The sequence below is a fragment of the Rhizobium rhododendri genome (assembly GCF_007000325.2).
GTDB lineage: Bacteria > Pseudomonadota > Alphaproteobacteria > Rhizobiales > Rhizobiaceae > Rhizobium > Rhizobium rhododendri.
Genome location: NZ_CP117267.1, coordinates 3,010,625 through 3,033,602 on the forward strand (window position 1 = coordinate 3,010,625; position 22,978 = coordinate 3,033,602).

Sequence of the window (22,978 nt, forward strand, 5' to 3'; positions counted from 1 at the left end):
ATTGCCCGCACCGCGCGGCGGGCGACCAGTCGCACCTGGCTACCCCAAACGCGTCAGTCGCCGCCCTCTCCTCCCTCATCCCTGTACTTGTCACAGGAATGAGGGGCGTGGGGTAACCCTTTGAAAACGAGATTTTACAGCGCAGCCTGCCAGACCTAAAGCGCCGCCTGCCAGGTCTTGACTGCGTCGACCGGCCAGACCAGCATCAGCACGTTCAGGGTGAGGTTGTCGCGGATCAGCCAGCCGGTGAGGAGTTCGAAGAAGATGGCGATTGCTATCGTCAGCCAGACGGGCGCCCGCCAGGCAAAGACGAAGCCGACGGCCATGAACACGGTATCCATCGCCGAATTCAGGATGCTGTCGCCGACATAGGCGAGCGAGATCGTCGTCGCCCGGTAGCGGTCGATGATGATGGGCGAGTTCTCGAGGATCTCCCAGCCCGATTCGATCAGCATGGCAACGAAAAGCCGCATGGACAGCGGCTTGGCCCGCATGATCAGATGCGTCAGGCCAAAAAACAGGAAGCCGTGAATGATGTGCGACGGCGTGTACCAGTCGGCGAGATGCTGCGAGTTGCCACTGGAATTGACCGCAGGCTCGAACAATTTGACATAGCCGCAGGTGCAGATGGCAACCCGGCCCATCAGGTGCTCGGCGAGGACCTGCACAAGAAGCACGGCGAGGCATGCCACGAACCACGCGGTGTGGCGGTTTGCCCGGTACGTCTGGTCGACGACCGTCATTTCTCCGCGTCCGTGGCAGCAGGCGGCTGCACCGTGTGCTTCATGATCAGCGGCATCTGCGAAAGCGTGAACAGGATGGTGATCGGCATCGTCCCCCAGACCTTGAAAGCGACCCAGAAATCATCGGAGAAATTCCGCCAGATGACTTCGTTGAGCACGGCAAGAAACAGGAAGAAGACGCCCCAGCGTACGCTCAGCTTGCGCCAGCCCTCGGCATCGAGCTGGAAGGCGGCATTGAAGACATAGCCGAGCAGCGACTTGCCGAACAGCAGGCCACCGAGCAACGCACAGCCGAACAGCGCATTGATGATCGTCGGCTTCATCTTGATGAAGGTCTCGTCCTGCAGGTAGATCGACAGCGAGCCGAATACCAGCACGACGATGCCGGAGACGAACGGCATGATCGGCAGGTGGCCGAGCACGAACTTCGAGACGATCAGCGACACGATCGTCGCGGCCATGAACAACCCGGTGGCGACAAACAGCGGACCGCCCAGCGCTGAAAGCGCCGGAAATTGCGCCACCAGCCAGGGGCCGCGCAGGTTGGCAAAGAAAAACACCATCAGCGGCCCGATCTCGAGCGCCATCTTCAACATCGGATTCTGACGATCCGCCGTGCTGGGTGTTACGTCGCTTTCGCTGCTCGTCATTATCCGTCCTGACCTTGGTCCAAATCCCGTTGCGCCATGATCGGCGTCGATGGCTTATCTATGGCGCCGGTTGCTATCCGTCGATCCCCGCAATCGCCTGGGCGAACTCTTCCGCCTCGAACGGCTCCAGATCGTCCACCCCCTCGCCGACGCCGATGAAATAGACCGGCAGCTTGTGCTTGGCCGAGATGGCGACAAGAATGCCGCCGCGGGCGGTGCCGTCAAGCTTGGTCATGATAAGACCGTTAACGCCGGCAACATTGCGGAAGATCTCGACCTGGTTGAGCGCATTCTGGCCGGTCGTCGCATCCAGCGTCTGCAGCACGGTGTGCGGCGCCTCGGGATCAAGCTTGCCGAGCACGCGGACGATCTTTTCGAGCTCGTCCATCAGCTCCTTCTTGTTCTGCAGCCGGCCGGCAGTGTCGATGATCAAGACGTCGGTGCCATCGGCTTTCGCCTGCTGGAATGCGTCGAATGCGAGACCGGAGGCATCGGCACCGATCTTGGTGCCGACAAAGGTCGACTTCGTCCGGTCGGCCCAGATCTTCAGCTGCTCGATGGCTGCGGCGCGGAACGTATCGCCGGCAGCAACCATCACCTTCAGGCCGGAGCCCGACAGTTTGGACGCCAGCTTGCCGATCGTCGTGGTCTTGCCGGTTCCGTTGACGCCGACCACTAGGATAACATGCGGCTTATGGCTGAGGTCGAGCTGCAGGGGCTTGGCCACCGGCTTCAGCACCTTGACGATCTCGGCCGCCATGATGCGGCTGACATCCTCGCCGGACACATCCTTGCCGTAGCGCTCCGAGGCCAGCGCATCGGTGATGCGCAAGGCCGTCTCGACGCCGAGATCGGCCTGGATCAGAAGGTCCTCGAGGTCCTGCAGCGTCTGGTCGTCGAGCTTACGCTTGGTAAACAGCGCCGTGATCTGGCCGGTGAGCTGCGACGAGGTCCGCGACAGGCCTGCACGCAGGCGCTGGAACCAGGTGGTCTTCGGGGATTCGGGGACGGGCGCGACGATGGCGGGACCGGTGGAAAAGCCTTTGGGGAGAATGGGAGGGGACGGGATGGTTGGCTGCGACGCCAGTTCGCCCCCCTCTGCCAGCTTCGCCGACATCTCCCCCACGAGGGGGGATATTGGCGCCGGAGCGGCCTTGGATGTTAAATCAGCCAGGCTGTCGACGATTGTCGTCGGAGCCGCGCCACTCTCCGTCTGATCTCCCCCCTTACGGGGGAGATGTCCCGCAGGGACAGAGGGGGGTGTCGCCCCACCCTCGGGAATCTCAGCCTCGGCTTCGAGCAACGCCAGTGGTGTGACGCCGAGATCGTCCAGCGCAGTGACGACAGGCAGGATCGGCGGCGTATCGTCCTCGGCATCGCCAACGATCCCATCGGCCGCAGGCCCACCGGCTGTCTCCATTTCCGCCGGCAAGACCGGATCGGCAGCCTCGGGCAGGTGCTCCTCGCGGCTCTTCGGCTCCAGCTCTGCGGCAAGACCCTTGTCTTCGTCCGGCAGCAACTCGGCCGGAACCTCGTTGAAGCCCGGCTGGTCGTGGCGGAAGGTGAAGACTTTTTTGATGAAACCGATCGCCATGAAAATTCCGTCAGTCAGGCCGCGTTTGCGGCGTCAAGTTGTATATCGAGGCGCTTGCCGTCGTGGCCGGTGATGACGGCCGGGACTAGCGCACGAGGCGCAAGGCCCGGAGCCGCGACAAGCGTGAAGTTTTCCGTATGCGCCATACCGTTGTTTTCGACAAGCAGCCATTGCGTCGTGCCGACCATGCCATCCAGATGGGATTGCTGCAGCCGAAGACCAGTGGCACGCAGCCGGGCTGCCCGCTCCTTGACGACGGCCCGGTCGAGCTGTGGCATGCGCGCTGCCGGCGTCTCCGGCCGCGGACTATAAGGAAACACATGCAGATGGGCGATGCCGGCTTCTTCCGCCATACTCACCGCATTCTCGAACATTGCTTCTGTCTCGGTCGGGAAGCCGGCGATCATGTCGGCGCCGAGGCTGATACCCGGCCGCAACCGCCGGACCTCGGCGCAGAAGGCGAGCGCCTCGGCACGCGAATGGCGGCGTTTCATCCGCTTCAGGATCATGTCGTCGCCATGCTGCAGAGACAGGTGCAGATGCGGCATGAAGCGCGGCTCGTCGGCGATCAGGTCGATCAGGTGCCGGTCTGCCTCGATACTGTCGATCGACGACAGCCGCAGCCGGCGGATTTCGGGCACTTGGCGCAAAAGGGTCTTGGCCAGCATCCCCAGCGTCGGCCGGCCCGGCAGGTCGCCGCCATAGCTGGTGGCATCGACGCCCGTCAGCACGATCTCGACATAGCCTGACGCCACCAGCTGGCGCGCCTGCTCGACAACTGATCCCATCGGCACCGAGCGGGAATTGCCCCGTCCATACGGAATGATGCAGAAAGTGCAGCGGTGGTCGCAGCCGTTCTGCACCTGGATGAAGGCGCGCACATGCCCGTCGATGTGTTTGACCATCTGCGGCGCCGTGTGGCGGACGCTCATGATGTCGTTGACGCGCAGCTTTTCTTCCGCCGAAACGCCGAAATCAGGCAATGCCCGGTAAGAGGTTTGGGTCAGCTTTTCTTCGTTGCCGAGCACCATGTCGACCTCGGGCATCTCGGCAAATGTCTGCTTCTCGGTCTGGGCAGCACAACCTGAAACGATGATGCGGGCATGCGGATTGTCGCGCCGCGCCCGCCGGATCGCCTGGCGCGCCTGGCGCACGGCCTCGCCGGTGACCGCGCAGGTGTTGACGAGGATGGCATTGTTCAGCCCGGCCTTCTCAGCCTGGCCGCGCATCACTTCGGATTCGTAGGTATTGAGCCTGCAGCCGAAGGTAATGACCTCGACGCCGCTCACCGCACCGACGCCACTTCGGATTGTTCGTCGCGCGAAAACACGCCTGTCGCCGGATCGACCCTGCCCGACCACTCCCATTCGGCCGGACCCGTCATGACGACGTGATCGTCGTCGCGCCACTCGATCTGAAGCTTGCCGCGCGGCACGCTGCTGGCAACGTCGATCTCGACGGTGCGACCGGTGCGGCCGGTGCGCGCAGCACTGACGCCGGCGGCACAGGCGGCAGATCCGCAGGCAAGCGTCAGCCCGGCGCCGCGCTCCCAGGTGCGGGTGATCATAGACGACGGCGAGGTCACCTGCGCCAGTGTGATATTGGCCTTTTCGGGAAACATCGGATGGTTTTCGAGCATCGGTCCGAAACGGGCGAGATCGTAGGACATCACGTCGCGCTCGACCCAGAAGATCGCGTGCGGATTGCCCATCGACATCACGGCAGGCGAATGCAGGATCGGCGCGTCGATCGGGCCTATCTGCAGTTCGATGCGGCTGGTGTCGAAGAACTCTTCCGACAGCGGGATCCTGTCCCATTCGAACACCGGCCTGCCCATGTCAACCGAGATCGTCCCATCATCGTGCTCGACTGCATTGAGGACGCCGGCGACGGTCTGGAAGGTGAAAACCTTGCGGCCGGTCTCCGATGAAAGCGCCTGCACGACGCAGCGCGTACCATTGCCGCAGGCCTGAGCCTTGGTGCCATCGCAGTTGAGGATGTCGATCCAGGCGTCGGTGCCCTGGGCCTTCGGGTCGTGGATGGCCATGATCTGGTCGAATTGCGTGGCCGGATCGGCATTCAGCGCAATCGCTGCCGCCGGCGTCACCTTGTCCTTGCGACCGCGCATGTCGACGACCAGAATCTTGTTGCCAAGCCCGTTCATGCGCGCAAATTCGACCGTGTCACCCATCAGACGTTCCATTGTTGGAGCCTGTATATGGCGGAAATGGCCGCGAATTACCAGTCTTGGCGCAAGACAGGCCGCCTGCCTCGCCAAGCTTGACCAATAGCAACCTAAGCGAGCACATTGAGCCTATGACCGACTACACTTACATCGTCACGAACCACAAGCACGGCACCCTCTACATCGGAGTGACCTCGGACCTCGCACGCCGCATCCACGAACACCGCGAAGCCCTCACCCCCGGCTTCACCGCCACATACGGCTGCCGGCGACTGGCCTGGTACGAAGAGCACTTCAACATCCAGGACGCCATCCAGCGCGAAAAGTCCCTCAAGCGCTGGTATCGCCAATGGAAGATCGATCTGATCGAAAAAACCAACCCGGATTGGAGGGACCTGTATTACGAGCTGTGGTGAACATGGTGGTCCTCGGGTCGAGCCCGAGGATGACGAATTGTGGGGGCTTGGCTTTGTCGATGCAAGGGCTGCGTTTGAGGCGCCAACTTCAGAATGACGGTCATCCGCTAAAGCCTGTCGACAAGCCCGCACCAACCACCCAGCACCACCGCCCCATACCGTCCACACGCACCACCTTCAAACGGCAACCCCACCCACGGGGTTCGTCATCCTCGGGCTTGACCCGAGGATCCAAACGCAAGCCACCGTAAGTATTTCAGGGGCCCCGGCTTAGCGGAAAACCGGGGTAGGCGGCATGCGTGCCATGCGTTCACCACGAATGCCGCACCGCTTGCGCCTGGATCCTCGGGTCGAGCCCGAGGATGACGAAGTGCGGTGGGCTGGGCTTTGCCACAGCAAGGACTATGTTTGGGGGCGCCAATTACAGAATGACGGTCACCCGCTAAAGGCCGGCCGACAAGACCGACCACCCCGCACCACCCATCCCGCACCACCGCCACACGGCAGCCCCACCCCCGGGGCTCGTCATCCTCGGGCTTGACCCGAGGATCCAAACGCAAGCGACCGCCGGAGGATGACGAACCCCAAGGGCCGGGCTTTCCCAAAACAAGCACAGCCCCCCCGGAATTACCCATCCCCCGCTCGCGACCGGGCAATTTCCTCGCCGATCTTGACTTTCCCGCCCAATTGCTGTTTACCGCGCCCATCTGCGACGAGCTCAAGCCTCCTAGCCGCCGACCGGGACCCCGCAAGGGAATTGGATCCCGGAGGTCAACACCCGACAGCGCGATGCGCCCTCGGGTGCTTTTTGGCTTTGCGTCTTGTTTTCGTCAAGGAAAAGAACAAAGTTTCCGGCCGACGCCGCGCGATGCCCTGAGGCGATATGCGGTCAAAAAATCGGAAGCGAGAAGGAAGAGCTGATGTTTGAAAACCTCCAGGACCGACTTGGCTCCATTCTGAATGGACTGACCGGCCGTGGCGCTTTGTCGGAAGCCGATGTTTCCGCAGCGCTGCGCGAGGTTCGCCGTGCTCTTCTCGAAGCCGACGTGGCGCTCGACGTCGTGCGTGGCTTTACCGATCGCGTCCGTGAAAAGGCCATCGGCGCCGAAGTCTTGAAGTCGATCAAGCCCGGCCAGATGGTCGTCAAGATCGTTCATGACGAGCTGATCGAGATGCTCGGTGCCGACAGCGTCGGCGTCGATTTGAATGCGCCGGCCCCCGTCGTCATCATGATGGTCGGCCTGCAGGGCTCGGGCAAGACCACGACATCGGCCAAGATTGCCCACCGGCTGACGACACGGGACCGCAAGAAGGTGCTGATGGCATCGCTCGATACGCGGCGCCCGGCCGCCCAGGAGCAGTTGCGCCAGCTCGGCGTGCAGGCCTCCATCGACGTGCTGCCGATCATTGCCGGCCAGTCACCGACAGACATTGCCGCCCGCGCGGTGCAGGCTGCCCGCCTTGGCGGCCACGATGTCGTCATCCTCGACACCGCCGGTCGCACCCATATCGACGAGCCGCTGATGGTCGAGATGGCCGAGATCAAGCGCAAGTCGAACCCGCACGAGATCCTGCTGGTCGCCGATAGCCTGACCGGCCAGGACGCGGTGAATCTTGCCCGGAATTTCGACGAGCGCGTCGGCATCACCGGTCTTGTGCTGACCCGCATGGACGGCGACGGCCGCGGCGGTGCGGCCCTTTCGATGCGCGCCGTCACCGGCAAGCCGATCAAGCTGATCGGTACCGGCGAAAAAATGGGCGAGCTGGAAGAGTTCCATCCGCGCCGCATCGCCGACCGCATTCTCGGCATGGGCGACATCGTCTCGCTCGTCGAGCGTGCCGCCGAGAATATCGACGCCGAGAAGGCGTCCGCCATGGCCGCCAAGATGGCCAAGGGCAAGTTTGACCTCAACGACCTCGCCGACCAGCTGCGCCAGATGCAGAAGATGGGCGGCATGGGCGGCATCATGGGAATGATGCCCGGCATGTCGGGCATGAAGGACAAGATGGCCGCCGCCGGCCTCGACGACAAGCTGTTTGGCCGCCAGATCGCCATCATCCAGTCGATGACCAAGGCCGAGCGCGCCAATCCCGATATCCTCAAGCATTCCCGCAAGAAGCGCATCGCCGCCGGCTCCGGTACCGATTCCGCCGCTATCAACAAGCTCCTGAAGATGCACCGCCAGATGGCCGACATGATGAAAGCCATGGGGGCTAAGGGCAAGGGCGGCATGATGAAGCAGATGATGGGTGGCCTTGCCGGCAAGATGGGCCTCGGCGGCATGGGCGGAATGGGCGGCATGCCCGATCTCTCCAGCCTCGATCCGAAGCAGCTGGAAGCCCTGCAGAAGCAGGCGGAGGCGGCTGGCCTCGGCCGTCCCGGCAGCATGCCCGGGCTTGGTGGCATGGGCGGTGGAATGGGTGGCCTGCCGGGTCTCGGCGGCCCCAAGCTTCCCGGCCTTGGCGGTGGTTTTCCTGGCCTGCCCGGCCTGCCGAAGAAGAAGTAAGGGAGCGCCCTAATGACCGATAACGACGTCAAGACCCAGCTTTCCGGCTACCGTCAGTCGATCGACAACATCGACGCCGCGCTGGTCCACATGTTGGCCGAACGCTTCAGCTGCACCAAGGCAGTCGGCGTTCTCAAGGCAAAGTACAATTTGCCGCCGGCCGATCCGGCGCGCGAGGAATACCAGATCGAACGTCTGCGGCGGCTTGCCAAGGATGCCGATCTGGACCCGGATTTCGCCGAGAAGTTTCTGAACTTCGTCATTACCGAAGTCATCCGGCACCACGAACAGATCGCCGCCGAATTCAAGGCATGATCGACAAGAACTGAAAGACAAAAGGCCGCCCGCCAAGGCGTCCTGACAACACTCTGAAGGAGTATGATACAATGGCACTGAAAATTCGTCTCGCCCGCGGTGGCTCCAAGAAGCGCCCTTACTACCACGTCGTCGTTGCCGACGCCCGTTCGCCACGCGACGGCCGCTTCCTCGAAAAGGTCGGTTCGTGGAACCCGATGCTCGCCAAGGAAGATGCCAAGCGCGTCGAACTCGACACCGCCCGCATCCAGCATTGGATCGACCAGGGCGCCCAGCCGACCGACCGCGTCCTGCGCTTCCTGTCTGAAGCCGGCGTTGCCAAGCGCGATCCGCGCAGCAACCCGGAAAAGGCAAAGCCAGGCAAGAAGGCCGAAGAGCGTATCGCTGAACGCGCCCAGAAGGCTGCCGACATCGCCGCCGCTGCCGAGACTGCTGCTGCCGAATAAGCCGTCACAGGCAATCACCGGAGCGGGTGGCATGGAGACATGCCGCCCGCTTTTTATTTGCCATCGTTCTCCGTTCCTCTATGAGAAGAACGATGTTCACCCTCATTCGATCTGCGGCATAGTCATGGCGAAACTCCAAAACCCCATTCTGATGGCCACACTTGGCGGCGCGCAGGGCCTGCGCGGCGAAGTCAGGGCGCGCTCCTACACGTCCGATCCGATGGCGCTTGCCGAATACGGCAACCTGCACGCCGCCGATGGCCGCACGTTCGAGGTGCTGGACATCCGCGCCAGCAAGACTGTCGTCATCATCCGGTTTCGCGGCATCAACGACCGCGAGGCTGCCGAAGCGCTGAACGGCCTCGAGCTGTTCGTCGAACGCGAGGACTTGCCGGACGACGAACTCGACGACGACGAATTCTTCTACGCCGACCTCGAGGGTCTGGAAGTCGTCGATGCCAAGGGCGTCGGCTACGGCGTCGTCAGCGGCGTCTACGATTTTGGCGCCGGCGACCTGCTGGAACTGAAGGGACCGGGCAAGCGCCCCGTGCTGATCCCCTTTTCCGAAGCAGCCGTGCTGGAGATCGACCTCGAGAACCGCAAGGTGCTGATCGACCCGATGGCTGCCGGCCTGATCGACGATCCGACCGACATCGGCCAGCCGCCAAAAACCGACCGCCCGAAGAAGTAGGTCCGATGAGTTTCCGGGCGACCATCCTGACGCTCTATCCCGAGATGTTTCCCGGCCACCTCGCGACATCTCTTGCAGGCAAGGCGTCGGCGCGCGGCCAGTGGTCGCTCGACACGCTGCAGATCCGCGATTTTGCCACCGATCGCCACCGCACCGTCGACGACACGCCGGCCGGCGGAGGCGCCGGCATGGTGCTGAAGCCCGACGTGCTCGCCCGCGCCATCGACCACGCCGGCTCTGACGACGGTCGCCCCCGCCTGCTGATGAGCCCGCGCGGAAGGCCGTTGACGCAGCAACGCGTCCGCCAACTGGCGGCGGGGCCGGGCGTCGTCATCGTCTGCGGCCGCTTCGAGGGCGTCGACCAGCGTGTGATCGATGCCCGCGACCTCGAGGAAATCTCGATTGGCGACTACATCCTCTCCGGCGGCGAACCGGCAGCGCTGGTGCTGCTGGATGCCATCATCCGCATCCTGCCCGGCGTCATGGGCAACGACCTCTCCGGTACGCACGAGAGCTTCGAAAACGGCATGCTGGAGCACCCGCATTATACGCGCCCGCAGCAGTGGGAAGGCCGCGAGATCCCGGCTGTCCTGACATCGGGCAACCACGGCGCCATCGCCAGATGGCAGGCCGAGGAGGCCTTGAAGCTGACACGGGCGCGCCGGCCCGACCTGCTCGACGATGCCGACGTGTCAGGCCGCTGATATCGGCCCCATTGCCGACAGCCCGGATCGAGAAAAATACGGCGCGAGGGATGACAAACCCTGCATTTTGGTGTAACTGCCCACGCGGACATGGGGTCAACCCCGTCGACCAGCAAAGAAATAATAGTGAATTCGCCCCCGTCCGAAAGGACAAGATCCCGCGGCATCGACCTACGGATACTGGCAGGGCGCTCTGGCTGTTTTAGAAGAACTCGAAAAGGTTAGACCAATGAACATCATTCAGGAACTGGAAGCCGAACAGGCTGCCAAGATCTTAGCCGTACGCAAGCTGCCGGAATTCTCCCCGGGCGATACGCTCCGCGTCAACGTCAAGGTAACCGAAGGTACGCGCACCCGCGTGCAGGCCTATGAAGGCGTCTGCATCGGCCGTTCTGGCGGCGGCATCCACGAGAACTTCACGGTTCGCAAGATTTCCTACGGCGAAGGCGTCGAGCGCGTATTCCCGATGTATTCGCCGATGATCGAAAGCGTCGACGTCGTCCGTCGCGGTAAGGTCCGTCGCGCCAAGCTGTACTACCTGCGCGATCGTCGCGGCAAGTCGGCTCGTATCGTTGAAGACACCGGTATCCGCGCCCGCAAGCTGAACGACGCCGAGCGCGCTGCGATGGCCGAAGAGAAGGCCCGTATCGAAGCTGAGAAGGTCGCAGCAGCACAGGCACTGGCCGCCGAGAAGGCAGCAGCCGAAGCCGCTGAAGCAAAAGCTGCCGACGAAGCAGCAAAGGCGAAGGCCGCTGAAGAAGCCGCCGCTGCCGCCGAACCTGCTGCGGAATAAGCCTTCAGGCTTTGACGCAAAAATAGTATCTGGAAAGGGCGGTCTTTGGGCCGCCTTTTCTGTTTTTATCGTCCCGGCCATGCCATTGCCCTTGCCAGCGACTTTGCACCTGTGACAATTTCGCGATTGGCCATTTGGGGAGATTTTCCATGACGTTCCGCCGCTCGTTCCTGCTGGGTCTGACCGCCCTTGTCTTGTCGCCGCTCGCAGCCCTTGCCGCCGACCTTCCGGATCTGAAAGGCAAGACGGTCGTCGTCGTCACCGAAAATGCCTATCCTCCGCTGCAGTTCGTCGAGCCGAAGACCGGCAAGGCGATCGGCTGGGAATACGATGCGATGAACGAGATCGCCAAGCGGCTGAATTTCAAGGTCGAATACCAGAACACCAGCTGGGACGCGATGATCCAGGCGGTGTCAGACGGCCAGTACGCCATCGGAATGACCGGCATCACCATCAAGGAAGACCGTAAGCAGAAGGTCGATTTCTCCAACCCGTACATGCGCTCACAGCAATTCATGCTGGTGCGCGGCGACGAGAAGCGCTTCACCGACGCCAAGACGTTCGCCGCCTTCAAGGACGGCCTGGTCGGCGCCCAGCCGGGCACCACGCCCTTTTACACATCCGTCTACGAAGTGCTCGACGGCAACGAGCAGAACCCGCGCATCAAGCTGTTCGAAACCTTCGGCGCCACCGTCCAGGCCTTGAAGACCGGCGATGTCGATACCGTTCTGACGGACGGCACAGCTGGCAAGGGCTATGTCGAAAGTTCTGGCGGCGCCCTGAAGCTGATCGGCGGCCCGCTTGGCGTCGAGGACTTCGGTTTCATCTTCCCGAAGGGATCCGACCTCGTGGCTCCCGTCAACGCCGCCATTGCTGCACTCAAGGCAGACGGCACCTTCGCGGCGCTCGATAAGAAATGGTTCGTCGACTACAAGATGGGCGGCTGATGCTCGATACAGTGAAGTGCCGCCGGTGATTGCAGCCCAGCCCTCGCCGAGCGGCAAAGACAAGGGCGACTACCCCTGGTGGCTGGTCGCCCTGATCGTCATCTGCGTGGCGGTCGCCATCGTCATCGCCACCAGCGGCCTCTATACACAGGTCTTCCTCACCGTCGTGACCGGCGCAACGATCACCGTCTTCGTGACTCTGGTCTCCTTCGTGCTGGCGACGCTGCTCGGCCTCGGCGTGATGCTTCTCGGGCGCGCCGACAACGTCGTCCTCAGGCAGGTCTCGCGCTTCTACATCGAGGTGATCCGCGGCATCCCGATGCTGGTGCTGCTGTTCTACGTCGCCTTCGTCGGCGCCCCCGCCATCGTCGCTGCCTATAACATGCTGACCGCGCCGCTGGTGGCTGCCGGATGGACCGAGCCGCTGATGGTGCGCGAGCTGTCGCTGATGTGGCGGGCGATCATTGCCTTGACGATCGGCTATGCCTCGTTCATCGCCGAGATCTTTCGCGCCGGCATCGAAGCGGTCGATCACGGCCAGATCGAGGCATCGAAGGCGCTCGGCCTCTCCCGCGTCCAGCGCTTCCGGCTCGTGGTCTTCCCGCAGGCGATCCGCGTCATCCTGCCGCCGCTGTCGAACGACTTCGTCTCGATGGTCAAGGACTCGTCGCTGGTCTCGGTGCTCGGCGTTGCCGACATCACCCAGATGGGCAAGGTCTACGCCTCGGGCTCCTTCCGGTTCTTTGAAACCTATTCGATTGTCACCTATATCTACCTGATACTGACGGTTGGCCTGTCGCTGTTGCTGCGGCAGTTTGAGAAGCGGATGCGCCAGGTCAGGCGCTAGAACCCCAATGATTCGAATTGCCGTGCGCCAGAAAAATTGGTAAAGCCAGCCCCATGGAATCGAAGTTTAGATGCATCGGCGGAGAGACTTTCGTGCTGCAGGACCACAAGCGTCTGCCAGCGCGTTTCTTTGCGATGATTTCAGGCGCGCTCAACAGCCGGGTTTGCTGATCGAGCCTGCGGCCGGCGAGCCCCTCGCCGCCCCATCATTTTCCGCGATACCCACTCCAATATGGATCCGCCGCCATGACAGCACCCCGCACGCTCTATGACAAAATCTGGGACGACCACGTCGTCGATACGCAAGACGATGGTACCTGTCTTCTCTACATCGACCGTCACCTCGTTCATGAAGTGACCTCGCCGCAGGCCTTCGAAGGCCTGCGCATGACGGGCCGGACCGTTCGCGCGCCGCAGAAGACGCTCGCTGTCGTCGACCATAACGTGCCGACCTCGCCGGATCGCCACCTCGGCATCAAGAATGAGGAAAGCCGCATCCAGGTCGAGGCGCTGGCCACCAATGCCGCCGAATTCGGGGTCGAGTACTATTCCGCCAGCGATATCCGCCAGGGCATCGTCCACATCGTCGGCCCCGAGCAGGGCTTCACCCTGCCGGGCATGACCATCGTCTGCGGCGACAGCCACACCTCGACGCATGGTGCCTTCGGCGCGCTGGCGCACGGCATCGGCACATCCGAGGTCGAGCATGTGCTGGCCACGCAGACGCTGATCCAGCAGAAGGCCAAGAACATGCTGGTGCGCGTCGACGGGAAGCTGCCCGACCACGTCACCGCTAAGGACATCATCCTTGCCATCATCGGCGAGATCGGCACCGCCGGCGGCACCGGCCACGTCATCGAATTTGCCGGCGAAGCCATCCGCGCCCTGTCGATGGAAGGCCGCATGACGGTCTGCAACATGACCATCGAGGGCGGCGCCCGCGCCGGCCTGATCGCCCCAGACGAGAAGACCTTCGAATACATCAAGGGCAAGCCACGCGCACCATCGGGCGAGAACCTGGAAAAGGCCATCGCCTACTGGAAGACCCTGCAGACCGACAAAGGCGCCCATTACGACAAGGTCGTCGTGCTCGATGCCGCCAACCTGCCGCCGATCGTCTCCTGGGGCTCTTCGCCGGAAGACGTCGTCTCCGTGCAGGGTGTCGTGCCTGATCCGGCCGAGATCGAGGACGAGAACAAGCGCACCTCGAAGCAGCGCGCCCTCGACTACATGGGCCTGACCGCCGGCACGAAGATGACCGACATCAGCATCGACCGCGTCTTCATCGGCTCCTGCACCAACGGCCGCATCGAGGATTTGCGCGCCGTCGCCAAGGTTGTCGAAGGCCGCACGGTGGCGCCGACAGTCGACGCGATGATCGTGCCCGGCTCCGGCCTCGTCAAGGAACAGGCGGAAGCCGAAGGCCTCGACAAGATCTTCAAGGCCGCCGGCTTCGACTGGCGCGAGCCGGGCTGTTCCATGTGCCTGGCCATGAACGACGACCGGCTGAAGCCGGGCGAGCGCTGCGCCTCGACCTCGAACCGCAATTTCGAAGGCCGCCAGGGCCACAAGGGCCGCACCCATCTGGTCTCCCCGGCCATGGCCGCCGCCGCCGCCATCGCCGGCCACTTCGTCGATATCCGCGAGTGGAAATAGGCATAAGCGTCTGAGTAAACCGGAGGCCAACAAACCCGGCCTCCGGTTCCAAGTCCAAGAGCTGGATTTGTAAGTTCGTCGTCGACGGGATTGACCATTCCCCTGAAAACGAAACGCGGTCGCAGAAGCCAAACTTTTCACCACGACATTACCCACGATTTCCCCAATTTCCCTCACTCCTGTGCCCATCACCGGAATGACGGGAGGAAGTGGGGGCCTCTCTGAGCAAGGCCTTGTAAACTCAAGTCTATCGAGGCGCCCAACTCCGTGAAAAGGGATCAATTGCTACCACGTATTCTAAGATCCAACTTCGCCTGGGATGCGCGCCCCCACTTCCCTCATTCCTGTGCTCGTCACAGGAATCCAGTCACGGCGCGTCTGCGCCGTGGGAGGACTCTCTGTTGGTGAGGAAAGTATCTATCGCCCAAAGACTTGGGCGGCTGGATTCCTGTGACAGGCACAGGAATGAGGGAGGTCGGGGGTGGCTTTTTGGTTTTGTGATCTTTCTGACCTCACACGCACACACACTCTCTCTATCTCTCGCACTCTCTCCTCTCCCGCTTCCCTCCATCGCCCCTGCCCGCAGCACCTCATAGGGATAAACCGTTGGGATTTCCGTTTGGAAACAATGCCGGCATCATAATTTCATCCCCGTGCTTTCATCCCGATCTATAATCACCCCGTTCCACCATCGGATACACCGGTCTGCGTTACCGGCGAGGTGGGGCCGGGTCTTGGAGGGGTTGCTGTCTACGCAGGCGACTTCTTCAAGGGTCCGCAGAAGTGGATCCCTTCGGGCCCCTAGGCTCGGCGTGCCTGTGTGGCATAACTCCGGCAGCTTTTCCCTTAACGGGACCTGGGTCGGAAACAGAGGATCCGGAGTTGCGGATAAAAACTGTCGAACGGGGCACATCGCGTGTCACTTCACTAAAAATCATCAGGCACTCGGTGTGCCCCGGCCATCAGAATTGTCATGACACGGACCGAACAGGCCGCGTGAACGGGGAAGCGTGGGGGTTGTTGTCGGGCCGGTGCAAAGCCCTCGGAATCGTCTTTCACAACCGCAAGTCGGGCGCTAAGGTGGGCCCACGCAACGAATGGACCGAATGATGCTCAACGACCCGCGCTCCCATGGCCTATGGGAAAAGACCGCCCCGCCGCCGCCTGTGACGCAGCCGCTTGCCGGCGCGGTATCGGCCGATGTGGTGATCGTCGGCGGCGGTTATACGGGCCTGTCGTCGGCCCTGCATCTTGCCGAGGCCGGCACGCGGGTGGTGCTTCTCGAAGGCAACGAGATCGGCTTCGGTGGCGCCGGGCGCAATGTCGGGCTGATCAATGCCGGCATGTGGGTGATGCCCGACGACGTGCCGGGCGTGCTTGGCCCGCTCTACGGCGAGCGCCTGCTCGATACGCTCGGCAACGGCCCTGAACTGGTGAAGGCGCTGATCGACAAGCACAGCATTGCCTGCGAACTCGAGCGCAACGGGACGCTGCACTGCGCCGTCGGCGCCGATGGGCTGAAGGAGATCGAGGCCCGCGCCCGCCAGTGGGCGAGTCGAGGGGCGCCCGTCACCGTGCTCGATGCCGACGAGACGCGCCGCCGCATCGGCAGCGACGGCTATGCCGGCGCGCTGCTCGACATGAGGGCCGGGACGCTGCAGCCGCTTGCCTATGCGCGCGGGCTTGCCAAGGCGGCCATCCGTGCCGGCGCAACACTCCACACCGGCAGCCGCGTTACGGAGACCAGCCGCGAGGGCAGTCGCTGGGTGGTAAGGACAGCCGCCGGCAGCGTCACCGCCGACTGGATCGTCGTCTCCACCGATGCCTACAGCACCGGGCCGTTCGAACAGGTGCGCGGCGAGCAGGTTTTGCTGCCCTATTTCAATTTTGCCACCGTGCCGCTGGGAGACAATCTGCGCAAATCCATCCTGCCCGGCCGCGAAGGTGTCTGGGACACCAAGGAGGTGCTGTCTTCCTTCCGCATGGACCAGGCCGGGCGCCTGGTGTTCGGCAGCGTCGGGGCACTGCGCAACACCGGTGCCGCGATCCACAAGGGCTGGGCCCGGCGGTCCCTGAAGCGGCTGTTCCCGCAGCTTGGCGACATCGAATTCGAATGCGAATGGTACGGCAAGATCGGCATGACCGACAATGCCCTCCCGAGGTTTCACAGGTTCGCCGAAAACGTCGTCGGCTTCAGCGGCTATAACGGGCGCGGCATCGCGCCAGGCACGACATTCGGAAAGACCCTTGCAGCCCATATCCTCGGACGGATCGGCGAAAACGAACTGCCGCTGCCACCGACCGAGGTTGGCGCCCCCCGCTTCCGTGCCCTCAAGGAAATGTGGTACGAGGCCGGCGCCCAGATTGCCCATCTTGCCGAGTCCCGCTTCTAGCCGGCGCCAGGCCACCATCAGACCAACTCAAGGGACAGCCTCACATGACCGCTCTCGATCTTGCCCAGGAAACCAAAAAGATCTTAACCGACCTCGGCGTCGCCACGGAACGCTTTACCGGCGGCACCCTGTCGGTAACATCGCCGATCACAGGCGGCGAAATCGGCCGCCTGCCGGAGCACTCCGTTGCAGAGGCCCGCGCGGCCATCGACGCGGCGCATGAAGCCTTCCTCACCTGGCGCACGGTTCCGGCGCCGAAACGCGGCGAACTGATCCGCCTGCTCGGCGAAGAGCTTCGCGCCGGCAAGGCGGCACTCGGCCGGCTGGTCTCCATCGAGGTCGGCAAGATCACCTCGGAAGGTCTCGGCGAAGTGCAGGAGATGATCGACATCTGCGACTTCGCGGTCGGCCTGTCCCGCCAACTCTACGGACTGACGATCGCCACCGAGCGCTCCGAGCACCGGATGATGGAAAGCTGGCACCCGCTCGGCGTCACCGGCATCATCTCGGCCTTCAATTTCCCCGTTGCCGTCTGGTCGTGGAATGCGGCGCTGGCCATGGTCTGCGGCAATTCGACGGTGTGGAAGCCATCGGAAAAGACGCCGCTGACGGCGCTCGCCACCCAGGCGCTGTTCGAAAAGGCGCTGAAGCGCTACGTCGCGGAAGGCGGTTCTGCGCCGGCTAATCTTTCGACACTGCTGATCGGCGGCCGCGATATCGGCGAAGCGCTGGTCGATCACGTCAAGGTGCCGCTGGTGTCTGCCACCGGCTCGACCGCCATGGGCCGCACTGTCGGCCCGAAACTTGCCGCCCGCTTTGCCCGCGGCATTCTCGAACTCGGCGGCAACAACGCCGCCATCGTCTGCCCGACGGCCGATCTCGACCTGACGCTGCGCGGCGTCGCCTTTTCGGCGATGGGCACGGCCGGCCAGCGCTGCACCTCGCTGCGTCGCCTATTCGTCCACGAGAGCGTATACGACCAGCTGGTACCGCGATTGCAGAAGGCCTATGGCTCGGTGAGCGTCGGTAATCCGATGGAAGACGGCGTGCTGGTCGGACCGCTGATCGACAGGCAGGCGTTCGACAAGATGCAGGCGGCGCTGGCAGCAGCCAAGGCAGAGGGCGCAACCGTCACCGGCGGCGAGCGCGTTGAGGCCGATGGCGCGGATGCCTTCTACGTTCGGCCGGCGCTGGTGGAAATCCCAGCGCAGACCGGCCCGGTCGTCGAGGAAACCTTCGCGCCGATCCTCTACGTCATCAGGTACAGCGATTTCGATGCGGTTCTCGACCTGCACAATGCCGTGCCGCAGGGCCTTTCGTCGTCGATCTTCACCAACGACATAAGGGAAGCGGAGACCTTCCTGTCGTCACGCGGTTCGGATTGCGGCATTGCCAATGTCAATATCGGCCCGTCCGGCGCCGAGATCGGCGGGGCTTTCGGCGGCGAGAAGGAAACCGGCGGCGGCCGCGAATCCGGCTCGGATGCCTGGCGCGCCTATATGCGTCGCGCCACCAACACCATCAATTACGGCCGCACGCTGCCGCTCGCCCAGGGCGTCAAGTTCGACGTCGAATAAGGGATGCCATAGAATGCGCGGCGGCCGGGGCCGCCGCGCATTCCTTTGAAAAATCAGGAGATGGCGTCAGGTTCGCCATCGAGCCAGCCGCCCTTGAAACCGGCCTTCTCGAGGCCCTTGCGCATGATCGGCGAGCCGCGCAGGAGCTTCCAGATCAATCCGGTGCGGTCGTTCTCGATCATGATCACCAGGAGACCCTGGTCGATGGCGACCGAGCGGTCATCGACCCAGCCGTCTGGTCCCTTGCCTTCGACGGTCGGGTTAAAGCCGCCGACGAAGCATCCGTCGAGCATGATGTTGGGATAGGCCGACATCAGCGCCCGGGTACCGCTGAGGGCTGCCTTGCGGTCGAAGGGCAGGCAGGAGAGCGGCGCCCAGGGGGCGATGGTGCCGTCATCCGGGCCGAACGGTGCGCCACGGGCGGCATAGCCCAGCACTTTCGGTCTCCCGCGCCGGCTATGGCGGCCGCCTGTCGGGTTGGGTCCGTCGCAGGCGGTCAGGCCCCAGACCTCGCGGCTATAGCCGGCAAAATGGCCGGGGTTGCGGTCGGCATAGTCGCGCTGCGTATCGATGGCGATCTGGGTGTTGAGAAAATAGTCGCTGTCCTTCTCCGCCATGTACTTGTCGCGGATACCGCGAAAGTCGATCCAGGCGTGGGAGAACAGGTGGATGAAAAGCGGGCCGGCATAGAGGAACGGCTTGTTCTTGACCATCATCCAGTTGTAGGTCGAGGCAAAGGCATCGTAGCATTTTGCCGGAATGGGATGGGTCGGCGACGCCATCGCCATGGCATAGAGCAGGATCGCCTCGTCGTAGCCCTGCCAGCGCCAGCGCAGGAAACCGCCGCCCGGCTTCCAGCCCATCGTCAGCGTGTCGCCCTTGTTCAGCGCCCAGCGCCAGTCGGCCCGCTCGTAGAGCATGGTCGCAAGCTCGCGGATCTCGGCATCGTCGGGCTCGTCGCGGTCGAAATAGGCGGCGACGGTGAGGACGCCCATGAACAGCAGGGCGGTGTCGATAAGCGACAGCTCGCTGTTCCAGGCGCGGTTGCCGGTCTTCATGTCGATGAAATGGTAATAGAAGCCGCGATGGCCGGTGGCCGCGCGTTCCTCGCCCTGGTCGCTGTCGGCAAAGAAATCCAGCGTCGTCAGGATGATTTCGGCTGCTTCCGTCCGGTCGATCCAGCCGCGCTCGATGGCGACGGGATAGCTCGAAAGCGCAAAGCCGACAGCCGCGATGCTGCAGTGGCTGCCCTTGATCGAGGTGTCCGCCACAAGCCCGTTTTCGCGGTTGGTGTGGCGCAGGAAATAGGTGAAGGCAGATTTCTGAAGGCGATCGACGAGGGCATCGTCGGTTTCCTCGCTGCGTTGAAGCATTGCAAATCCATCCATTGTCCGCCCCCTCCATGTGCTTTGCGGCATGCCAAACGTCAACTGCAAATCAATGTGATCGATGCTGCCACGCGTTCATCAACGATTGCTTAAGAAAGTGGCGTCTGCCCTATCCGCAGCCAAAAATAGTTGCGAAAGACCGCCAGAATTCAACTCACGGGGGCGTCAAGAATTAAAGGTCGGTGTGAAAAGCGACAATCGAGGCGGCCGACAGCCCGGGAAATTATCGGTGCTCCAGCGTCTCCTCGGTATGGGGGAAGTCGATTTCAATGGTCCGGAACCGAGCGGAACAATTGCTCGGAATGCAGGTTGAGTCACCTGAAAGCCAACCCACAGGAGAACCTCATGGCCGACAAAACACTCAACGACCTCTTCATCGACACGCTGAAAGATATCTATTTCGCCGAGCGCCAGATCGTGAAAGCGCTGCCGAAAATGGCTCGTGCTGCGCAGTCGCCGGAACTGAAAGCTGCCTTCAAGAAGCACCAGGAAGAAACCCAGGGCCAGATCGAACGCCTGCAGCAGGTTTTCGAACTGGTCGGCAAGCCCGCCCGCGGCAAGACCTGCGAAGCCATCCAGGGGATCATCGCCGAAGGTGAAGAGATCATCGAGGAATTCGCCGGGTCGCCAGCCCTTGATGCAGGTCTGATCTCGTCCGCTCAGGCGGTCGAACACTACGAGATCGCCCGCTACGGCACGCTGAAGAACTGGGCGACACAGCTCGGCATGAAGGAAGCCGCCGACCTGCTCGATGCAACGCTGCAGGAAGAAGGCGCAACTGACGAAGCGCTGACTCAGCTGGCCAACGCTTCGGTCAATGACAAGGGCAAGAAGAAGGTCGCCTGAGGCACCTCTTCTCCATCTAGAAAGGCGGTCGTCCCCGGGGCGGCCGCTTTTTTTGGCTTTCCACCCGCCTGAAGCTTGATATCGGCGACATCAAACTCTGGCGCATCGCCCTTGTCGGACCGCTGCCTGAGGGCTTAATAGAAGGACATAGTTGACGTGATTTTCGCCCTGCCCTAGGTGGCGGCGAAGGGAGACTACGATGACCTTCTTCTCCGCCTACGACCAGGGTTTCGTGCGTGTTGCCGCCTGCACTCCCGTCTGCGAGATAGCCGATCCCGCGACCAATGCTGCCGAGATCATGCGGCAGGCGACAATCGGCCATGCCGAGCATGTCGCCCTCATGCTGTTTCCGGAACTATCCGTCTCCGCCTACGCGATCGACGATCTGCTTGGCCAGAGCGTGCTGCTCGAGGGCGTAGAGAAGGCGCTGCTCGATATCGCGGCATTCACCCGCACGATCGCGCCGGTGCTGATCGTCGGTGCACCGCTGCACAAGGATGGCCGGCTTTATAATTGCGGCGTTGCCATCCATGACGGCAAAATCCTCGGCGTGGTGCCGAAATCCTATCCGCCGAACTACCGCGAATTCTACGAGCGCCGCTGGTTCGCTTCCGGCCGGACCATTCGCGGCTCGTCCATCGCGGTTGGCGGCCAGACCGTCCCATTCGGCGTCGATCTGCTGTTCGAAGCGGAGAATCATCCCGATTTCGTCTTCCACATCGAAATCTGCGAGGATTTCTGGGTGCCGACGCCGCCGAGCGATTTCGGCGCACTAGCGGGGGCGACCATTCTCACGAACCTGTCGGCAAGCAATATCACAGTCGGAAAGTCCGAGACGCGCAAGCGCCTTTGCGCCACGCAGTCTTCGCGGGCTCTGGCGGCCTACGTCTATTCGGCAGCCGGTCCCGGCGAATCGACCACCGATCTCGCCTGGGACGGACAGGCCTGCGTCTACGAGCTCGGCGAGCTTCTGGCGGAGACGGAGCGCTTTCCGGGCGGCTCGCAGATGTGCATCGCCGATATCGACGTCGAGCGTCTGAAGCAGGAACGCCTGCGTCAGGGAACGTTCGGGGAAGCTGCCCTCAATGTCGATCCGGACCGCGCGTTTCGCCGCGTCGGCTTCCGCACTGCGCGGCCGGAAGGTGATAGCGACCTGCGCCGCACTGTTGCCCGCTTTCCCTTCGTGCCCGCCGATCCGAGCCAGCTGGCGCAGGATTGCTACGAGACCTTTAATATACAGGTGCAGGGCCTGCAGAAGCGCCTCAAGGCAACCGGCATCAAGCGTTTGTGCATCGGCATTTCCGGCGGCCTCGATTCGACCCATGCGCTGCTGGTGGCGGCCCGCGCCTTCGACCAGCTGGGCTGGCCGCGTTCGGATATCCTGGGCTTTACCATGCCGGGTTTTGCGACCGGTGACGAAACGCTGGCCAATGCCTGGGCACTGATGCGCAGCCTCCATATCACGGCCGACGAGATCGACATCAAGCCGCTGGCGCTGCAATTACTGAAGGATCTCGGGCACCCCTTCGCAGGCGGCGAGCCGGTCTATGACGTGACGTTCGAGAATGTGCAGGCAGGCTTGCGCACCGACTTCCTGTTTCGCGCCGCCAACCAGCGCAACGCCTTCGTGCTCGGCACCGGCGACCTGTCGGAAATTGCGCTGGGCTGGTCGACCTACGGCGTCGGCGACCATATGAGCCACTACAACGTCAACGCCTCGGTTTCGAAGACGCTGATCCAGCATCTGGTGCGCTGGGTCATCCACTCGAACGACTTCGACGCCGACACAAACGCCACGCTCGACCGGGTGCTGAACACCATCATTTCGCCGGAGCTTGTCCCGGCTGGTGCAGATGGCGCGATCCAGAGCACGGAGGACCGGATCGGTCCTTATGCGCTGCACGACTTCGCGCTTTATTATATCAGCCGCTACGGGCTGAAGCCGTCGAAGGTGGCGTTCCTTGCCTATCACGCCTGGAAGGATGCCGAAGCCGGCGCCTGGCCGCCGAATTTTCCGGCCGATAAAAGGCAGGCCTATACGCTGCCGGAGATCAAGCACTGGCTGGAAAATTTCCTGTTCCGCTTTTTCACCATCAGCCAGTTCAAGCGCTCGGCCTCTCCGAACGGCCCGAAGGTTACCTCCGGCGGCTCGCTGTCGCCGCGCGGCGACTGGCGGGCACCGTCCGATGGCAATGCCCGGCTTTGGCTTAAGGAACTGGCGGACAACGTGCCGGATGCGTGAGGCAGTGACGTCGGGCAGCTACGGCTTGTGAACCCTCTA

At 62.8% G+C, this 22,978-nt stretch carries 20 protein-coding genes; 14 read left to right on the top strand and 6 right to left on the bottom strand.

Annotated elements, in window-relative coordinates; genetic code table 11:
- Positions 1 to 155 precede the first annotated feature (155 nt).
- The 5 genes from PR018_RS14655 to dapF all read right to left on the bottom strand — a co-directional run bounded on the left by PR018_RS14655 (position 156) and on the right by dapF (position 5,178).
- Positions 156 to 743: a DUF2585 domain-containing protein gene (locus PR018_RS14655; RefSeq protein WP_142824659.1), complete on the bottom strand. Its 588-nt coding sequence runs from the start codon at positions 741 to 743 to the stop codon at positions 156 to 158.
- Positions 740 to 1,393, bottom strand: a complete 654-nt coding sequence (locus PR018_RS14660; RefSeq protein WP_142824658.1) for a septation protein A — start codon at positions 1,391 to 1,393, stop codon at positions 740 to 742. Before PR018_RS14660 ends, PR018_RS14655 begins: the two co-directional genes overlap by 4 nt.
- Before the next feature lie 73 nt (positions 1,394 to 1,466).
- Positions 1,467 to 2,987 (bottom strand): signal recognition particle-docking protein FtsY, encoded by a 1,521-nt coding sequence (ftsY, locus tag PR018_RS14665; RefSeq protein ID WP_142824657.1) that lies wholly within the window; start codon positions 2,985 to 2,987, stop codon positions 1,467 to 1,469.
- 14 nt (positions 2,988 to 3,001) lie between these two features.
- Positions 3,002 to 4,276: a tRNA (N(6)-L-threonylcarbamoyladenosine(37)-C(2))-methylthiotransferase MtaB gene (mtaB, locus tag PR018_RS14670; protein WP_142824656.1), complete on the bottom strand. Its 1,275-nt coding sequence runs from the start codon at positions 4,274 to 4,276 to the stop codon at positions 3,002 to 3,004.
- The gene (gene dapF, locus PR018_RS14675) at positions 4,273 to 5,178 is read right to left on the bottom strand and encodes a diaminopimelate epimerase (RefSeq protein ID WP_142824655.1); all 906 of its coding nucleotides are present in this window, start codon (positions 5,176 to 5,178) and stop codon (positions 4,273 to 4,275) included. Before dapF ends, mtaB begins: the two co-directional genes overlap by 4 nt.
- Before the next feature lie 125 nt (positions 5,179 to 5,303).
- Between dapF and PR018_RS14680 the strand changes: the two genes are divergently transcribed.
- The 12 genes from PR018_RS14680 (at position 5,304) to amaB (ending at position 18,463) form a co-directional block, all read left to right on the top strand.
- Complete coding sequence (locus tag PR018_RS14680; RefSeq protein WP_142824654.1) at positions 5,304 to 5,588, top strand: GIY-YIG nuclease family protein; 285 nt, start codon at positions 5,304 to 5,306, stop codon at positions 5,586 to 5,588.
- Positions 5,589 to 6,508: 920 nt separating this feature from the next.
- Complete coding sequence (gene ffh, locus PR018_RS14685; protein ID WP_142824653.1) at positions 6,509 to 8,095, top strand: signal recognition particle protein; 1,587 nt, start codon at positions 6,509 to 6,511, stop codon at positions 8,093 to 8,095.
- Between the two features lie 12 nt (positions 8,096 to 8,107).
- Positions 8,108 to 8,410 carry a chorismate mutase gene (locus PR018_RS14690; RefSeq protein ID WP_142824652.1) on the top strand — a complete coding sequence of 101 codons (303 nt, stop codon included), beginning with the start codon at positions 8,108 to 8,110 and terminating at the stop codon, positions 8,408 to 8,410.
- Positions 8,411 to 8,481: 71 nt separating this feature from the next.
- Positions 8,482 to 8,856 (top strand): 30S ribosomal protein S16, encoded by a 375-nt coding sequence (gene rpsP, locus PR018_RS14695; protein WP_111219634.1) that lies wholly within the window; start codon positions 8,482 to 8,484, stop codon positions 8,854 to 8,856.
- A 124-nt stretch (positions 8,857 to 8,980) separates the two neighbouring features.
- The gene (rimM, locus tag PR018_RS14700; RefSeq protein ID WP_111219632.1) at positions 8,981 to 9,547 is read left to right on the top strand and encodes a ribosome maturation factor RimM; all 567 of its coding nucleotides are present in this window, start codon (positions 8,981 to 8,983) and stop codon (positions 9,545 to 9,547) included.
- A gap of 5 nt (positions 9,548 to 9,552) precedes the next feature.
- Positions 9,553 to 10,251, top strand: a complete 699-nt coding sequence (gene trmD, locus PR018_RS14705; RefSeq protein WP_142824651.1) for a tRNA (guanosine(37)-N1)-methyltransferase TrmD — start codon at positions 9,553 to 9,555, stop codon at positions 10,249 to 10,251.
- A gap of 229 nt (positions 10,252 to 10,480) precedes the next feature.
- Complete coding sequence (gene rplS, locus PR018_RS14710; RefSeq protein ID WP_142824650.1) at positions 10,481 to 11,044, top strand: 50S ribosomal protein L19; 564 nt, start codon at positions 10,481 to 10,483, stop codon at positions 11,042 to 11,044.
- A 149-nt stretch (positions 11,045 to 11,193) separates the two neighbouring features.
- The gene (locus tag PR018_RS14715) at positions 11,194 to 11,991 is read left to right on the top strand and encodes a transporter substrate-binding domain-containing protein (protein WP_142824649.1); all 798 of its coding nucleotides are present in this window, start codon (positions 11,194 to 11,196) and stop codon (positions 11,989 to 11,991) included.
- A gap of 28 nt (positions 11,992 to 12,019) precedes the next feature.
- A complete protein-coding gene (locus PR018_RS14720) occupies positions 12,020 to 12,838 on the top strand; it encodes an amino acid ABC transporter permease (protein ID WP_142824860.1) in 819 nt (272 codons plus the stop codon).
- A 245-nt stretch (positions 12,839 to 13,083) separates the two neighbouring features.
- Complete coding sequence (gene leuC, locus PR018_RS14725) at positions 13,084 to 14,493, top strand: 3-isopropylmalate dehydratase large subunit (RefSeq protein WP_142824648.1); 1,410 nt, start codon at positions 13,084 to 13,086, stop codon at positions 14,491 to 14,493.
- 1,109 nt (positions 14,494 to 15,602) lie between these two features.
- Positions 15,603 to 16,886: an NAD(P)/FAD-dependent oxidoreductase gene (locus PR018_RS14730; protein ID WP_142828818.1), complete on the top strand. Its 1,284-nt coding sequence runs from the start codon at positions 15,603 to 15,605 to the stop codon at positions 16,884 to 16,886.
- A gap of 44 nt (positions 16,887 to 16,930) precedes the next feature.
- Positions 16,931 to 18,463: an L-piperidine-6-carboxylate dehydrogenase gene (amaB, locus tag PR018_RS14735; RefSeq protein WP_142824647.1), complete on the top strand. Its 1,533-nt coding sequence runs from the start codon at positions 16,931 to 16,933 to the stop codon at positions 18,461 to 18,463.
- 53 nt (positions 18,464 to 18,516) lie between these two features.
- Here the strand turns inward: amaB and PR018_RS14740 are convergent, their stop codons facing one another.
- Positions 18,517 to 19,836, bottom strand: coding sequence for a glucoamylase family protein (locus PR018_RS14740; RefSeq protein WP_142824858.1), 1,320 nt, complete (start codon positions 19,834 to 19,836; stop codon positions 18,517 to 18,519).
- Positions 19,837 to 20,196: 360 nt separating this feature from the next.
- Between PR018_RS14740 and PR018_RS14745 the strand changes: the two genes are divergently transcribed.
- Positions 20,197 to 20,697, top strand: a complete 501-nt coding sequence (locus tag PR018_RS14745; protein WP_142824646.1) for a YciE/YciF ferroxidase family protein — start codon at positions 20,197 to 20,199, stop codon at positions 20,695 to 20,697.
- Positions 20,698 to 20,896: 199 nt separating this feature from the next.
- Entirely contained in the window at positions 20,897 to 22,939 is a 2,043-nt protein-coding gene (locus PR018_RS14750; protein ID WP_142824645.1) for an NAD(+) synthase, read from the top strand.
- The last annotated feature ends 39 nt before the right edge of the window (positions 22,940 to 22,978 follow it).